The following is a 16,636-nucleotide window of genomic DNA, read 5'->3' as shown; positions in this document are numbered from 1 at the left end:
GCGGCGGTACAGCCAACGTTGATGTGACTGACACACCGCTATCGCGAGCAGGCTCACGCCTACAAGAGATTGTGTCGCCTGTGGTGTTGGCTTTGGGTCAGGGCGATACGCGACTTGTGGCGAGGTTGTCGGGGGATACGCACCTTCTCCTTGAGATCGGCGCACCTGAACTTGACCTGGTCCTGCGCTTCCGCGCCCACGCCCTCATGCAAGCCCTGGAAAGCAAAACCCTGCATGGTGTCATCGACCTCACACCGGGCATTCGCTCGCTGCAAATCCACTACCAACCCGAACAACTGCCGCTGGCCGACCTGCTCGGCATTGTCGCCGGTGAATGGGACGCCGTGTGCGCCGCCCGGGACCTGCAAGTACCGTCGCGCATCGTGCATTTGCCGCTGTCCTGGGACGACCCGGCCTGTCAGTTGGCGATCGAAAAATACATGACCACCGTGCGCAAAGACGCCCCGTGGTGCCCGAGCAATCTGGAGTTCATCCGTCGCATCAACGACCTGCCGAACCTCGACGAAGTGCAGCGCACGGTGTTCGACGCCAGCTATCTGGTGATGGGCCTGGGCGACGTTTACCTCGGCGCACCGGTCGCCACCCCGCTCGACCCGCGCCATCGCCTGGTAACCACCAAATACAACCCCGCGCGCACCTGGACGGCGGAAAACTCGGTGGGCATCGGTGGCGCCTACATGTGCGTTTACGGCATGGAAGGCCCCGGCGGTTATCAGTTTGTCGGTCGCACGTTGCAGATGTGGAACCGTTATCGCGAAGTCGCCGCGTTCGACGGCAAACCGTGGCTGCTACGCTTTTTCGATCAGATCCGCTTCTACCCGGTGAGCGCCGAGGAACTGCTGCGCATCCGTCGGGACTTCCCGCTCGGGCGCTTCGATTTGAACATCGAACACAGTCAGTTGAACCTCGCGGATTACCAGGCCTTCTTGACGAAAGAGGCCGATACCATCGCGGCGTTTCGCGATCAGCAAAAAGGCGCGTTCAACGCCGAACGCGAGCGCTGGATCGCCAGCGGCCAGGCGCATTTCGACAGCGAGGAACCGGCCCCCGAAGCCACCGAAGACGCACCACTCGCCAGCAATGAAATGAGCGTCGACAGCCACATCGCCGGCAACCTCTGGCAGGTTCAGGTCCAGACCGGAAGCCGGGTCGCCGCCGGTGATGTGCTGGTGATTCTGGAGTCGATGAAGATGGAAATTCCGCTGCTCGCGCCCATGGCCGGCGTGGTGCGCGAGGTCCGCGTGCAACCGGGTTCGGCGGTGCGCGCCGGACAGCGCGTCGTGGTGCTGGAACTCGACTGAACCCATTTTGAAAAAGGAATGACGCCATGAATATCAATCTGCAACTCGACGCCCTGCGCAGCGCTTATCGCGTCGGCAACATCACGCCCCGTCAATTGCTGCTGGGCCTGCGTGACAAAGCCGCAGCGCTGAACCCGGATTATCACCTGTTCATCCACTTGCTCAGTGTCGAGGAACTGGAACCGTACCTCGCCGCGCTCGACGGTGGCGACCTCGACAGCCTGCCGCTGTACGGCGTGCCCTTCGCGATCAAGGACAACATCGACCTGGCGGGCATTCCCACCACCGCCGCGTGCCCGGCGTTTGCCTATGTGCCGCAGCGTTCGGCGACCATCGTCGAGCAGTTGCTGGCGCTGGGCGCGATTCCGCTGGGCAAGACCAATCTGGATCAGTTCGCGACCGGGTTGAACGGCAGCCGCTCGCCGTATGGCGCGTGCCCGAACAGCGTATTGCCGGAGTATCCGTCGGGCGGTTCCAGCGCCGGCTCGTCGCTGGCGGTGGCGCTGGGCGTGGCGAGTTTTTCGTTGGGTACGGACACGGCAGGATCGGGACGTGTGCCGGCGGCGTTGAATAATCTGGTGGGATTGAAAGCCACCAAAGGGCTTATCTCCACGGCGGGTGTGGTGCCGGCCTGTCGCACGCTCGATTGCGTGACGACGTTCACCGCAACGGCTCGGGAGGCCAGCCAGTTGCTGGCGCTGACCGCGCACCTCGATCCGCGAGATGAATACAGCCGCAGCAACCCGATGTGGAATGACGGGTCGGCGTTCGGTACGCCGCGTCCGTTCCGTTTCGGCGTCCCGCGTGCGCAGGACCTGGAATTCTTCGGCTGCCCTGAAAGCCCGCTGTTGTTCGGTGATGCCATTGATCGGCTCAAGGCGCTGGGCGGTACAGCTGTGGAACTGGATCTGTCGCCTTTCCTCGAAGCGGCGCGTTTGCTCTATGAAGGCCCGTGGGTGGCCGAGCGTTACAGCGTGGCCGGCGAGTTGATGGAGCAGAATCCCGAAGCCGTTTTGCCGGTGATTCGCGCGGTGCTGGCCAAGGCGCCGGCGGTGACGGGCGTGCAGGCGTTCCGTGCCCAATATCGGCTGCAAGCCTTGAAGGCGTTGTGCGACAAGGCGCTGGAAAATCTTGATTGTGTCGTCACGCCCACCATCGGCCGCCCCGTCACATCGGCGGAACTGGACGCCGAACCGGTCCTGCGCAATTCGGAACTGGGTTACTACACCAACTTCATGAACCTGCTCGATTACGCGGCCGTCGCCGTGCCCAGCGGCTTCATGGGCAATGGTTTGCCCTGGGGTGTGACCGTGTTTGGCCGGGCGTTTACCGATCAGTATTTGTTGGGAGTGGCGGATGCCTTGCAGCGCCGCTCGGCTGAGCCTGCACCGACGACTGTCGCTCGCCATGATCGCGCACGACTGGTGGTCTGTGGCGCGCATCTGGATGGGTTGGCGTTGAACTGGCAACTGAAGCGACGCGGGGCTCGGTTGGTTGAGACGACTTACAGTTCGCCGGATTATCAGCTGTATGCGTTGGCCGGCGGTCCGCCGTTTCGTCCGGGGATGGTGCGGGTGAAGGATGGCGGCGTGGCGATTGCGGTGGAGGTTTGGGAATTGCCGAGCAGTGAACTGGGCTCTTTTCTGACGGGGATTCCTGCGCCGCTGGGGTTGGGCAAGGTGCAACTGGCGGACGGGCGCTGGGAGAGCGGGTTTATCTGTGAAGCGTATGGGTTGGAGGGGGCAGCCAATATCAGCCATTTAGGCGGATGGCGTGCTTACCTCGCCAAATGATTGTTCCCACGCTCTGAGTGGAAATGCCGCCCGGGACGCTCCGCGTCCCATCGCAAGCGTCACAGGATGCATTCCCACGCGGAGCGTGGGAATGATCAAGCTCCCGCAGGAGGCGTGTGTGGACAATCATTCGCGCTGCACATAGAGCAGTTATTTTTCCCGCAGTGCCATTAGAATGCCTGCCATTGGGTCACTGCCGACGGAATCGCCATGCCGCTTCACTCGCCGCTGTATTCGCAACGTTCGTTGGTCCTGACGCTTATCGCGTTGTTGGGCGCAGGCTTTCTCGCGACCTCTTTGCTCAGTTACTACGCCTCGCGAGCCTCCATCCGTGACAGCATCGTCAACACCGAGCTGCCGCTGACCTCGGACACGGTCTACTCGGAAATCCAGAAAGACCTTGTCAGACCGATCCTGATTTCCTCGATGATGTCCCGCGACACCTTCATGCGTGACTGGGTGGTCAACGGCGAGCAAGACGCCGAGAAAATAACTCGCTACCTCAACGAGGTCATGACCCACTACGGCGCCTACACGGCATTTTTTGTCTCCAACACCAGCCTCACCTACTACCACGCCAAAGGCGTGCTCAAACAGGTCAAGTCCACGGAACCTCGCGATGCCTGGTATTTCCGTGTCCGCGACATGGCCGATCCCTACGAGATCAATGTCGACCCGGACCTCGCCAACAAGGACAACCTGACCTTCTTCATCAACTACAAGGTTTATGACTACAACAACCGTTTCATCGGCGCTGCCGGCGTTGGCCTGACGGTCGATGCGGTGATCAAGCTGATCGACAAATACCAACAGCGTTACCAGCGCAGCGTGTATTTCGTCGACAACTTCGGCCGCCTGGTGCTGACGGGCGCCGAGGGTGGCCCGCAAGGCGCGCACATCGGCCAGAAGCTCGGCGACCTCGATTACATGAAGGACCTGGTCAGCCAGCTGCCAAAACCTCACAGCGGCAGCTACGAATATTCCGTCCAGGGCCAGGGCCATTTCCTCAACGTGCGGTTCATTCCCGAGCTGAACTGGTACCTGTTTGTCGACAAGCGCGAGGACGGCGCCCTCAGTGAAATCCGCCAGTCGCTGTACCTCAATCTGCTGATTTGTCTGCTTGTCACGCTGATCGTGCTGTTGCTGCTCAACCGTGTGATCAAGCGCTACCAAGGCAAGATCCAGGCACAATCGACGCTCGACAGCCTGACCGAACTGCCGAATCGTCGTGGCTTCGACCTGCTGGCGGCGCAGGCCATGCTCGAAGCCCGGCGCGAGCCCAAGCCGCTGACTGCGATGTTGTTGGACCTGGATCATTTCAAGGCTTTGAACGACACCTACGGTCACCTGGCCGGCGATCAGGTGCTGATCGGTTTCGCGCGGGATCTGGAGAGTTGCCTGCGGCACTCCGACATCGTCTGCCGCTGGGGTGGCGAAGAGTTCATCGTGCTGCTCAAGGACACCGACGGTGAGACCGGTCTGATGATCGCCGAGAAAATTCGTCAACATGTCGAACAACAGCGTTATGCCTACGACGGCAAGGAACTGCAGTTGACCGTCAGCATCGGCCTCACCACCTTGCAAGTCGATGAAACCTTGCACACCCTGCTCTCCCGGGCCGATCATGCGATGTACCGGGCCAAACAGGCCGGCCGTAACCGAACCTGCGTGGAATTGCCTCACTCCAGCTATGAATAGTCCTGCATGAACAAGCCAGACCAATGCCCCGCCTGCGGCGCCGCCAACGCCTGCACCCTGGCCGACCCGCGCACCGTCGATCAGGCGTGCTGGTGCTTTGGCGTCAGTATCGACCCCGCTGTGCTTGAAGCGCTGCCAGCCGAACTGCGCGACAAATCCTGCCTGTGCCCGCGCTGCGTCGAGGTCGAGGCGCAGTTGTAAGCAGCCGCCGGGCCGATCACGTAAGATACGCGGCCCTTTTCCAACCGATCCCCAGCCATGCGCGTTGACCGTTTCCTCAGCAACCTGCCGCGCTTCAACCGTAAGCAGGTACGCCTGTTGCTGGTGGAAAAGCGCGTTCAGGTTGACGGAAAAATCGTCAGCGACCCGCATGCCGAAGTGCTCGAGTTCAGCCGTGTCGAGGTCGACGGGGAAGTCCTGCAAGTCGGCAAGCCCGCACGCTACTTCATGCTGCACAAACCGCCCGGCTGCGTCAGCGCCACCCGCGACCCGGAGCATCCGACCGTACTCGACCTGATCCATGAGCCGGACAGCGATGACCTGCACATCGCCGGTCGCCTGGATTTCAACACCACCGGCCTGATGCTGATCACCAACGACGGCAGCTGGTCGCGGCGCCTGACTCAGCCGCAGACCAAACTGCCGAAGGTCTATTACGTCGAGACCGAGCAGGAGATTGGCCCGCAATACGCATTGAAATTTGCCGAGGGTCTGTACTTCGCGTTCGAAGACCTCACCACGCAACCGGCCGAGCTGATCGTACTCGGGCCGAAAGCGGCGCGACTGAGCATCGTCGAGGGCCGGTACCATCAGGTGAAGCGGATGTTCGGCCACTTCGACAACAAAGTGCTGCGCCTGCACCGCGAAAGCATGGGCCCGCTGGTGCTCGATAATGCGCTGAAACCGGGCGAGTACCGAGCACTGCGCACCGAAGAGATCCATTTGATCTAAGCAGCCTACCGCTCAGCAGAAGTTGTCGAACAATTTACGAATGACACTTGCGCGATGACGTGACCCCTGCTTGAATCAGGACGTCGGCCGAAATGTGACCGACGAGTCACAACATACTTCTAAGAAACTTTTTGCCGGTTAGAGAACCCTCAGGTTCCGCCTCAGACCGGCAGACTGCCCGCCAATAACAATACCCGTCGACCGGACTGCACTGGATCGACATGGGCCTCCAAATTCAAGGCGTATGCCTACCTGTCACAAAGCTCGTGCAATCTCATTTGCGCGCATACCCGCTTGCTTGGAGTCTTATGACATGAGGCCAGAAATCGCTGTGCTGGATATACAGGGTCAGTATCGGGTTTACACGGAGTTCTATCGCGCAGACGCCGCAGAGAAGACCATAATTCTGGTCAACGGCTCGATGGCCACGACTGCGTCGTTTGCACAAACCGTGAAAAACCTTCACCCGCAGTTCAATGTGGTCTGCTACGACCAGCCCTACGCGGGCAAGTCAAAAGCCCACAACCTGCATGAGAAATTGCTGACCAAGGAAGTCGAAGGGCAGATCCTCCTGGAGCTGATCGACCACTTCGCCGCCGAACACGTGCTGTCGTTTTCCTGGGGTGGCGCCGCGACCCTGGTTGCCCTGGCCCAACAGCCACGACGCATCGAAAAAGCCGTGATCAGCTCGTTCTCCCCGGAGATCAACGCGCACATGCTCGATTACCTCGAGCGCGGCATCGATTACCTCGGCAGTCGGGATGGGGATCGGGTCGGCAACCTGGTGAACAGCACCATCGGCAAACACCTGCCGACGTTGTTCAAGCGTTTCAACTATCGCCACGTCAGCTCGCTCGCCGAGCATGAATACGGGCAGATGCACTTCCACATCAGCGACCTGCTCCATAGCGACCGCCAGTGCTTTCTCAAAGCGGCAGAGAAAATCAACGTGCCAGTGCTGTTCATGAACGGCGAATGGGACGAATACACCGCCGCCGATGGCGCCCGGTTGTTCGCCAACCACGTGCAAAACGCCACCTTCAGCACCCTGCAGGCCACCGGCCACTTTCTCGACATGGAACACAAAGCCGCCTGCCGAGACAGCCGAGACGCACTGATGGGCTTCCTGAAACCGGCGCAACACACCAGCCGACCGCGTTACCACTACGTCCAGGACCAACATGCATTGGCCATCTGAAACAGCGTCATCGCGAGCAAGCTTCGCACTACAGTGTTGAACGCATTCCTGTAGGCGCGAGGCTTGCCCGCGAACGACCGTCACGTGGTCTGATGTCTTGTGTCACCTGCGCCAAAGCTATCCGGCGCAAAGAAAAACTTCATTTCCACGCGCACATCTGGTACAAAGTCAGCCGCTCTGAGCGGGTGTCGTATAATGGCATTACTCCAGCTTCCCAAGCTGATAACGAGGGTTCGATTCCCTTCACCCGCTCCACTATTTTCAAGGCCTCCAGCCTACCCCGCTACTCCAAGGTGTCTGTTAAGGTGTCTGTTACCGTATTCACGCGACTGACAACGAACAGAAACAGACACCTCCGTCATCTGCAGGCCATCGTCTACAACTGATCAAGCCTGGCCCTATAGCTCTGACTCTCCATCCCGCACCGCCCCCCACATTCAGTACCTTCCACAAAGAATAACAAAACGCGACTCCACACAATTCGAGCGAGCGATTCACTAGAATCCCCTACGGAAATTGCCAGGATCGCATCGATAGCAAAGCTGGCTTTGCGCCCTCCCAGCAGGGGCAGCCACCAACGACGGAGCGGTGTCCCGTATGGGTTCAGAGATAGCGCGGGTCAAGCAACGATCCGCAAGCAGGAAGCTGATCGAGGATTTGTACGAAGAGTCGCAACGGGCGTACGTGGTGCACTATTCGTGCGAATCGTTCTATGAGAACTCCACGGGAGGGTCCACCAGAGTTACGTCGATCGCTATTCGCAACCTTCAGTCGGCACAGACCAAGTCATGGTCGATTCACAAGGCAGCCGAACTTCAAGGATGCCTTGGCGAAATCAACGAAAACTTTCCTGCCCTGGAGAAAGCGATGCTTGAGGGATACTTCGATTTCCTTCGGCAAAACAGTGGGTGCCGATTCCTTCACTGGAACATGCGCGACGAAAATTACGGTTTCTTCGCCTTGGAGCACAGGTATCGAACGCTCGGAGGGACACCCTTCGAGCTTCAGGATGACCGGAAAGTAGATCTTGCTCGTATTCTGGTATCAATCTACGGTCGACAGTACGCCTCTCACACGTCTGAGTCGGGACGAAAAGGCAGGATTTTCAGCATCGTCGAACTCAACAAGATTGCGGACAAAGACGGGCTCACCGGCGCGCAGGAAGCTGAAGCTTTTGAGAAAGGTGAGTACTTGAAACTGCATCAATCCACACTCAGAAAGCTCGACATGTTCTGCAATATTTTCGAGCGAATGCATGCGAAGAACCTCAAGACGAGCGGAAGCTGGCTTGACGTAAACGGCATTCATCCGGTGTACATACTCGAACAGATAAAGACACACTGGTTAACCACATTGATCGTAGTCTCGGGCGGGCTGATAGGCGCGGGTGTCAAATACTGGGATGCCATCAAAGCGATCTTTGGTGGCGGACCCGGCGCCGCATAGATGTCCACGAAACAATTGTGAGTTTCACCGCACGGCGCCCCCCCTCTCCTGCGCTTTTCTCAGCCTAAACGAAAAAGCCCCGTAGCTTCTCAGCTACGGGGCTTTTCGATTAATGGCAGAGATAGGGATTCGAACCCACTCCAGCGCCCTTGCAGGCCGCTTAAGGCCTATAATTAGTGCATAGCCGCTCTTTGCCTTTGGCCCAATGCGGTCTATAACGGCCCAGAGTTTGCCCTAAATATGCCCTAAGCCAGGGCTCCCTAAATCCTGCCACATCAGATCTGGCCACTTCCCAAACTGTGTCGCACGTAGTTTTTTGGAGAGGAGCCCAAAAACGCCTTAGCTCAACGTTTTCATTAGACGCAGCCCTGAGCAACGCAATCCACTGCTCTGCGCTGCGCAAGGCCTCTTATGTTTAAAACCAGGTGAAACCGTTTTTTCACTGACCACCAGCTAGGCTGGAGTGTCCAGAGTCCTTACTTCCCAAGAATCGTTTAACAAGATTATCGTACTCATCATTAGTGATCCCCCTAATTGATCGATAGGCATAAATCTCGATATTGTCACCCATTAAAAATACCTTAGGGGTTCGCTCAACAGACATACCGATACCAGTCCCCTTTACCATATCTTCTTGAATAATCCCCAAAGTATATTGTTGATTAGGCTGCACATGTGCTTGAAAAGGTACCCCAACCAAAAATATCTCACATTGTTTAACAAGCGGAACAGGAGGACCATTAACGCTATCTATTTGGCCAAGTTGAATCAAGCGCTGATCGTAAGCGTTCTTTGTAATACCTGGAACTACCTGCCACAACTCGCCAAAAATAGCTTGATTTATTGTTTCACTTGAAGCAATGAGACAGAATTTTTTCGTTTCATTTTCCGGTAATGCGAGCCACTGAGCCAAGTGGACATAGCCGTCAATATACTTTTGATGTTTTGGCATCCAGCCTTCAAAACTGGCAAAAAGCGTGACACCAAACCTCTTATTTATTGGACTCATTGATAGAGAGGCAGCCAAAACCAAAAACATAGTAAAAAAGAAAGACGCCGCAACGCCAAATCGACGAGCCATCAGTATTGCTAATCCAGCTAGTGATGCGCCAAACATTGGCATAAGCAACATATAGTGGTGACGGGCGGGGCTTTGAACATACAAAAACAGTGCACAAGCTACAAAAGTCGAAACTAGAAGAATGAAAAATAGTCGCCGAGCCTTTCCTAGATAACATAGCAATCCGGCACCACCAGCACAAAGCAATGGTACAACAACACCAAACCACCTCATAAAAACACCAACATCATGCGCTGATGAAAATTTATAAGAAGCATACAAATTCGCATAATCATGCTGACCGAAGTCACGTGCCCACGCGAACAACACCCAACACAAAAACGGCAATACAGAAAACACGATCAGAACAACAGAGGCAATGGCACGAAAGAATATTATCTTACGAAATCCCCGCGAGAGCAGAATTTCTACTAGGACAAGAAAAAACAGGGAGAATGCTATTCCCACTGCAGCAAATACATACCAGCGCCGAAAAACAAACATAACACTGAGAATCACACCGAGACTGATACTAGATCGGAAAAGCTCTTTCGACACCAGCGAACGCTCAGTAGAAGAGTTCCGACTTACAACCGTATCAATCAAACTTGAAGCACACAATACCGCTCCAACAAATAAGGCAACTCCCCCTATATCAGGCATCAAATAAAGTGTGACATCAAAGTAGAGCGGAAGACCAAAAAACACTGCAAGACTAGCCAAAACCCAACCGCCACGTACGTATGTATCCGCGGCGACCGTGTTACCATCAATAAGCCTTTTTGCCAAATACGCAATCATAATATATGCTGGAACAGCATACAGCACAGTTATTGAAAGAGCATAAGTTATTCTGCTCGGATACCCCACGATCAAACTCAACAACGCTGGCAACACTGTTGGCAACATGGAATAATCTGCGGCATAAGTAGTCGAAAATACATTCGCAATCTGCGCCCAGGCACCAGAGCGAATAAGCTCGTACATCAACTCTGTTTTTGACCAGTAGTTCCTATAGTCCCAAAAATACACATAGGATGTGCTAAATTGAGACCAGTATGCTACAAGCGCAATACAAACCAGAACTAAAAAACCATAAAAATAAAGCTTAGAGAAAACAAGCTGACGACGAACTGCAGAACCTGAAAAAAAACTATTAAAATTAAGTATCAAAGACAGTAGTATAAGAAAAAAACCTACGCACACAAGCACAACCTTACCTACAACCTCTGCATACGCGTACCAATTTGAAACTCGAAACCCAACAATTGTAGAGTCATAGTTTGGTGTACTCCCTTCCGCCCCCCAACCCAAAGTAACCTTTATCGAAGCAATTCCCTCCTCCGCCTTTACAGTAGTTTTAATCCATCTATCCTTAAGAAACTCATCTTGTGATATTAAAAACCTCTTCGAATAGCTAATATTACCTTCGACATCGAAAGCGTTCAGCTCGACTGATATACCATCACTTTCGGTCGCTTTTCCATCCTCAAGAAAAAGAGCTGATTTCGGCTTTGTAAACAGAACACTTACTTCTTTCGGGCGAGATGAAAAATTAGCTACCAGAGAGTCCGGCACTACAGCTGCGCCGTACGCAGGATGCATATCGTAACCATACACTAACTGCCCCCAAAGGCTCACGACATTGGGTTTCATCCCCTCCGTTTTTGTGCCATCCGAATAGTAAACTTGGGCAGAGTCCGCAGACTGATCATCAACTCCGAAATTGGCGAGTAGTCCCAACCCAAGCAATAGCGTGAGACAAAGCAACCAATATTTTGCTACTCCCATTTGCCGTATCGTTTGACACATAAATAGTCCAGCCAAAAAGAATATGACCGCGACCAAAAAGGCTGAAAGCATCCTTATACTATAGGGCATTGACCCTAGTGCCTGATAAAATACAAAAGAGATCGGTGCGACAATCAACACACCTAACAACATAAACATCACCGCGCACTTCTTATTAATCATTTTCAAATCCCTTCACATCGTTCCAGTTGCCGCCTATGAACCTATCGAACATCGTTAATGATCAGCTTTATCATTAGCCCCCTTGGGCGAGAGGCTTGAAGAGAACACAAAAAAACGAGTCAAGCAATACATAGAAACTGTATAACATCCCGCCGCGACAAGCTGTGCCAACACAACTGGAAAGTTTGGCCACTTCATAAGAGCATGCAAAACTACAAAATTCAAAAAAAACGCAACAAAGAATGCGACTAAATACCTCACACTCTCCATCACAAATCCACCATTACTACGGAAAACTATCTTCTTGGACAATATAAAACCAAATACAAAGCCAACAGCATAGCCTGCTATATTTGCGACAAATGGCGAGACACCTGCCCACATCAAAGCAAAAATGATGGAAAACCCTATCAACGTATTGAACGCACCACTGCCAGCATAACGCTTTAAATAAATCGACTCAGCACGCCATTTAGACATAGCAGTTTTTCCTCGCAAAAAAGCATATAAGCAAACCACACCACTCCTACAAAACCAAAACCCTCAAAAACAAAGAGATCTAGCACAGTGAAGAACTGCTTTGCCCCTTACAAAGCCCCTCAAATATCTCGTTGTCGGCCATAACAAGACTTTTTGAAAAACCTCGAAATTCTGTAAGAGCCTGAAGAGGTTAATCTTCAGCCCCCATACAGAAGCCTATAAGTAAACTACTACAGACGTCATCCAGCGCGCCTTCCCCAAGTAGTACTACCTATAATAAATTGCTGCCGCCTATTGAGTTTCAAATAGGTTCGACCAAGATACTCACCTACCATACCAATACACAAAGTTTGTACCCCACCTATAAATAGGATCACTGCAATTAACGACGCCCATCCAGGTGGGTATTCTGGATGCAAAAACTTAGCTACCACAACGAAGACAACCATAACTAGACTTAGTGCAGCCAAAGCAAAGCCCATATACGTAGCAAATCTTAACGGGAGGATCGAAAAGCTAGTCGCCATCTTTAACCACAATGATAAAAGCCGACGAAGATTATAGTTACTTTCACCTTCATGGCGCGCTTGGTGAACAATATCAACCGATGTAATAGATTGAGTAACATCCAAAATCAACCCATCAATATAAGTGTAAGGCCCATCATACTTTATGATCTCGTCAACAATCTCACGTCGCATCGCTTTAAATGAAGATAGGTATAGCCCTTTAGGCTTACCCAACAACAATGTCGCAACATAATCATTGAAGCGACTACCAGCCTGCTTCCACCCTGCATGCTGTCTATTTAAATATTTCGTGTAGCACACGTCATGCCCTTCTTCAAGAGCACGCATAATATCTATTAATGCGCTCGGCGGATGCTGAAGATCATCATCCATAACAGCAACTATACGGCCGCGGACATGATTAAATCCTGCCATAATTGCATTATGCTGCCCCGCATTCTTCCGAAGATTGATACCTCGAATAAATTTATGGGTTTCAGCTAAGGATCGTATTACATCCCAGCTATTATCAGGGCCTGCGTCGTTTACGAGAATGAGTTCGAACGCATCTGAAAGCCCTTCGTTAACCATTACTTCCTGAACCTGCTGCACAAGCACCGGCAAAATAGAAGCACTTCGGTATACCGGCACAACAATCGAAAGCTTCAGAGTTTCATCTTTTAAATCCATAAGTTTCAACATTCCAGTTTTCGCCAGCCATCATTAGTTAATTCTAAAAACCACAAACCACTTCTTTCCGCGCTGAACCGGCACTCTCAGCAAGCCAAAAACAAACCTATCCTTCCTAGCCTTATAAAAAGCAACTCGCTTAATTTTGCTACTAGTTAAAAAGCACTTATTTTATTTTTTGCTAACAATTTTACTCACAAAAGATGTTTGGTTGGAAGCATTTTTCTGCTATCGCGTGTATCTCGGGATTCGTAACAGCTTCAACAGCAGAGAGCGCCTATCGACAGCGAGGCGTCTTATTTCACATCTGTAATATTGAAATTCGCAGTCAAAGCATTCCTGCGCCTCGAACGCTAGAACAATGCTCCCAGCTCCTCTGGCTGCCAATTCATGATCACCAACTCACCCCTAACCTCCGATTTTCCCTGGCGCTGGTTGCTGTTGCTGTAGCGAATATTCAATGTCTCGAAGTGGAAACCTCCGAACACACGGCGGATGTCCGGGTGATCGTTAATACTGACCATCACCTTACCTTTGCAGCGCCGCATGAAATCGGCCATTCGCTCGTAATTTTCGAACGGAAAATCTACGCCGTAGCCGGCGGTCTGCCAGTAAGGGGGATCCATGTAGTGGAAGGTGTGGGCACGGTCGTAGCGTTCGGCGCATTCCAGCCAGGGCAGGTTTTCGACGTACGTGCCGGACAGGCGCTGCCAAGCGGCCGAAAGGTTCTCCTCGATCCGCAGCAGGTTAATGGCCGGGCCGGTGGTGGCGGTACCGAACGTCTGCCCGGTGACCTTGCCGGCGAAGGCATGGTGCTGCAGGTAGAAAAATCGAGCGGCGCGCTGGATGTCGGTGAGGGTTTCGGGGCGGGTCATCTTCTGCCATTCGAACACCTGACGAGAGCTGAGCGCCCACTTGAACTGGCGCACAAATTCTTCAAGGTGGTTCTGCACGACGCGGTACAGCGTCACCAGGTCGCCATTGATGTCATTGAGGACTTCCACGGGCGCGGCCTGGGGTCGCATGAAGTACAGCGCGGCACCGCCGGCAAAGACTTCGACGTAGCATTCGTGTGGCGGAAAAAGCGGAATGAGGCGGTCGGCCAGGCGGCGTTTGCCGCCCATCCAAGGGATGATGGGTGTAGACATTGAGAGCAAGACCTTTACTGTATGGATAAACAGGTGCTAGGCTCGTCGCGCTTCGTGCACGGAGTATGAGCCTAGGCTGGACTTGCAGGGCCAATCTGCGAGGACGGCGGTCGGGCTGGATGTTGACGCATCCACTCCGACCGCTCTTTTTTCACTTCGGTGTTGAGACTTCTTTGGCGTAGGCCTGACAGGCCGCCAACGCGATCAATCCTTGGTCGCCGGCATCGGTGATGCCGATAATTCGTTGAGCATGCGCTGGGTCAAGTTGGGCTCTTGTGGCGCCATGAACCAGGCCGCTGGTTGAGGTGGGGGCTGGCACTGTGTCGTTGCCGGCGGTCGCGGTGGCATCGAGTAGGACTGACAGGCGCAGATCAGCAGTAGCAAGGCGGTCGCGCAGGCGAGCCTGGTTGGTTTGTGCATCACTCAGTTCCTTGTAGTGGGTTTGTTCACTGGCCGACAGCCGCTGCTCAAGGTCCCGGCGGTTGTCCTGTGCCGTGCGCAGCTGGTGAGCGGCGGCGTTGCCGATGGCGATCAGATCGTCCTTGTGCAGACCGGCCTGTTCGGCGAGTTGCTGGCCGTAGCGCCAGTCCTGAACCTTCCAGGCCGACGCGGCAGATCCGCCGGCCAATGCGGTCAGCAGCACGCCAACGGCCAACAGCCGGAACGGCGCGGGGATCAGGTCGACGACACGCATAGCACTGCCCTCGCCCGTTTCCACAGCTGCAGCCGATCCCCCAGGCCGTTGAGTCCACCGTTGATCTTGCGGGTGATCGCCTCGAACTCATCCCGATCCGCCAGGGCATTCAGTTCGCGCACCCACCAGAACCACGCGGCCGACTCGGCAGCCCATTGCGGCTGCTCGAGCAGCTCAGGAGTGCGCAACAAACGTTCGTCACCGAACAACGCTAGGCTGCAGCGCAGGTAGTTGCTATGGCCGGTCACCTGGATCAGGCCGCGACCGCGATAGCGCTGGCCATCGCCGTCAGCCTCTGGGGTGTTGCCCAGTTTCACGGCCAGATTGCCGGTGTCGTACTTGCTCAGGTACTGATCGCCCCCCAACTCACGGACGTACTGCAGCTGGCCCGACTCGTGTCCGAGCTGGGCCAGGAACGCCGCCTGACGTTTCGACGTATTGATTTGCCGATGCGCCATGGCCGCGTTTAAGGCGGATACAAAAACGCCCGCTTGGCGGCGGGCGTTGGGCATGATGCGTTGTAGCTGTTGCTCCGTAATGGACATACACACTCCTGACATAAAAAAACCGCACTCAGGCGGTGATGGGATGCGCTATTGCTTCTCGACGCTCACAACCTTGAGCGGCGGTTTAGCTTTCTTTTTCTTACCCTTGGATTTGCCCTGCTTGCCGGCATTGCACTCGACGGTGGTCGACCAGCCGGATTGGGTAAACACCTGCTCCACCGAATCCGCCAAGTACTCGCCATCAAGGCCGACCTTGAAGCCCTGGGCGTTAATCGGCCGCTCGGCAAAGATATCGGTCCGGCCGGGCATCTCGAAACGCACGTCAGCGGTCGAGCGATTGAACGCCGCCAAACGCGCCTTGGCGGCCGACTCGGCGGCGGTCTTGTTCGGGTAGATATGCCGATCGGTATGCACCGCCGGCAGGCCGGCCGGCAGGTCGTCATTGTCCAGGGACACCACCACCAGCTTTCCGGTTTTCTTGTCCTGATGCTTGGCCCCGACCGACTTGTGTGTGTTGCGATCGCCGAGGCTGAATTGCCAGCGACTCACGTCGCTGCGCGTCAGGGTGATCGCGCCGAAGGCCTTGCCGCTGGCGGTCTGCCCGCCCTGACGCGGCATCACCAACAACTTGCCGTCCGCCACCTTGGCCGTACAGTCGTATTGCTTAGCCAGGCGCGTGATGAAATTGAAGTCCGATTCATTGAGCTGGTCCGCCCGGGCGACCTTCGTCGACACCGGACACCCCGGCGCCCAACCGTTACGCGCGGCGATATCGCCGACGATCTTCGACAATGGCACGCCCTCCCAGCTCCCGCTGCGGATGGTCTTGCCACTGCCGCGCATGTCGCTGGCCTTGCCCTTGATCACGATCGTATCCGGCGGGCCGGACACCGTGACCTCGTCGACCACGTAGCGGCCCAGGCGAGCCAGCCCCGTCTCGGCATAGCCAAGATAGACCTCGATCCCGATGCCGCGCCGAGGCAAGGTCACCAGCCCGTCGCGGTCATCAATGCGCAGTTCGAACGTGTCCGAATCCATGCCCGGCTTGTCGGTGGTGCTGAGCTGAATCAGCCGATCGTTGATCAGGCCGGTGATGTCGGCGCCATCGGCCACGATGCGAAACATGGGGGTCATGGATTTTTTCCAAAAGAAAACCCGCACAAGGCG

Annotated in this window: 14 protein-coding genes and 1 tRNA gene; 8 read left to right on the top strand and 7 right to left on the bottom strand. The window is 54.8% G+C overall.

The genetic code is table 11. The features are described 5' to 3' along the window. The 8 genes from QMX98_RS10260 to QMX98_RS10225 all read left to right on the top strand — a co-directional run. Positions 1 to 1,322, top strand: a 1,322-nt coding sequence (locus QMX98_RS10260) for a carboxyltransferase domain-containing protein (RefSeq protein ID WP_282410711.1), incomplete at its 5' end; no start/stop codon positions are given. Between the two features lie 26 nt (positions 1,323 to 1,348). Continuing rightward, positions 1,349 to 3,115, top strand: coding sequence for an allophanate hydrolase (gene atzF, locus QMX98_RS10255; protein WP_282410710.1), 1,767 nt, complete (start codon positions 1,349 to 1,351; stop codon positions 3,113 to 3,115). Positions 3,116 to 3,325: 210 nt separating this feature from the next. Continuing rightward, a complete protein-coding gene (locus QMX98_RS10250) occupies positions 3,326 to 4,813 on the top strand; it encodes a sensor domain-containing diguanylate cyclase (protein ID WP_282410709.1) in 1,488 nt (495 codons plus the stop codon). Between the two features lie 6 nt (positions 4,814 to 4,819). Next, positions 4,820 to 5,014, top strand: coding sequence for a cysteine-rich CWC family protein (locus tag QMX98_RS10245; RefSeq protein ID WP_282410708.1), 195 nt, complete (start codon positions 4,820 to 4,822; stop codon positions 5,012 to 5,014). Positions 5,015 to 5,071: 57 nt separating this feature from the next. After that, complete coding sequence (locus QMX98_RS10240) at positions 5,072 to 5,764, top strand: pseudouridine synthase (protein WP_010462322.1); 693 nt, start codon at positions 5,072 to 5,074, stop codon at positions 5,762 to 5,764. A gap of 313 nt (positions 5,765 to 6,077) precedes the next feature. Beyond that, positions 6,078 to 6,962, top strand: a complete 885-nt coding sequence (locus QMX98_RS10235) for an alpha/beta hydrolase (protein WP_145307415.1) — start codon at positions 6,078 to 6,080, stop codon at positions 6,960 to 6,962. A gap of 181 nt (positions 6,963 to 7,143) precedes the next feature. Next, positions 7,144 to 7,217 (top strand) — tRNA-Gly (locus tag QMX98_RS10230). A 342-nt stretch (positions 7,218 to 7,559) separates the two neighbouring features. Beyond that, the gene (locus QMX98_RS10225; RefSeq protein WP_282410707.1) at positions 7,560 to 8,408 is read left to right on the top strand and encodes a hypothetical protein; all 849 of its coding nucleotides are present in this window, start codon (positions 7,560 to 7,562) and stop codon (positions 8,406 to 8,408) included. A 439-nt stretch (positions 8,409 to 8,847) separates the two neighbouring features. On the opposite strand, the gene QMX98_RS10220 is transcribed toward QMX98_RS10225, so the two are convergent. The 7 genes from QMX98_RS10220 to QMX98_RS10190 form a co-directional block, all read right to left on the bottom strand. Beyond that, positions 8,848 to 11,442, bottom strand: a complete 2,595-nt coding sequence (locus tag QMX98_RS10220) for a hypothetical protein (protein ID WP_282410706.1) — start codon at positions 11,440 to 11,442, stop codon at positions 8,848 to 8,850. A 54-nt stretch (positions 11,443 to 11,496) separates the two neighbouring features. Next, a complete protein-coding gene (locus QMX98_RS10215) occupies positions 11,497 to 11,922 on the bottom strand; it encodes a GtrA family protein (RefSeq protein ID WP_142579812.1) in 426 nt (141 codons plus the stop codon). Between the two features lie 239 nt (positions 11,923 to 12,161). Beyond that, positions 12,162 to 13,121, bottom strand: a complete 960-nt coding sequence (locus tag QMX98_RS10210; RefSeq protein ID WP_282410705.1) for a glycosyltransferase family 2 protein — start codon at positions 13,119 to 13,121, stop codon at positions 12,162 to 12,164. Positions 13,122 to 13,474: 353 nt separating this feature from the next. Next, positions 13,475 to 14,269: a DNA adenine methylase gene (locus tag QMX98_RS10205; RefSeq protein WP_142579814.1), complete on the bottom strand. Its 795-nt coding sequence runs from the start codon at positions 14,267 to 14,269 to the stop codon at positions 13,475 to 13,477. Positions 14,270 to 14,420: 151 nt separating this feature from the next. Continuing rightward, complete coding sequence (locus QMX98_RS10200) at positions 14,421 to 14,963, bottom strand: lysis system i-spanin subunit Rz (protein ID WP_282410704.1); 543 nt, start codon at positions 14,961 to 14,963, stop codon at positions 14,421 to 14,423. After that, positions 14,945 to 15,508, bottom strand: coding sequence for a glycoside hydrolase family 19 protein (locus tag QMX98_RS10195; protein WP_282410703.1), 564 nt, complete (start codon positions 15,506 to 15,508; stop codon positions 14,945 to 14,947). The genes QMX98_RS10200 and QMX98_RS10195 overlap by 19 nt, the downstream gene beginning before the upstream one ends. 48 nt (positions 15,509 to 15,556) lie before the next feature. Continuing rightward, the gene (locus QMX98_RS10190) at positions 15,557 to 16,603 is read right to left on the bottom strand and encodes a contractile injection system protein, VgrG/Pvc8 family (protein WP_282410702.1); all 1,047 of its coding nucleotides are present in this window, start codon (positions 16,601 to 16,603) and stop codon (positions 15,557 to 15,559) included. Positions 16,604 to 16,636 lie beyond the last annotated feature (33 nt).

Source organism: Pseudomonas sp. PS02303 (assembly GCF_029959925.1).
Classification (GTDB): Bacteria; Pseudomonadota; Gammaproteobacteria; order Pseudomonadales; family Pseudomonadaceae; genus Aquipseudomonas; species Aquipseudomonas mandelii.
This window is presented reverse-complemented; position numbering and strand designations above follow the sequence as displayed.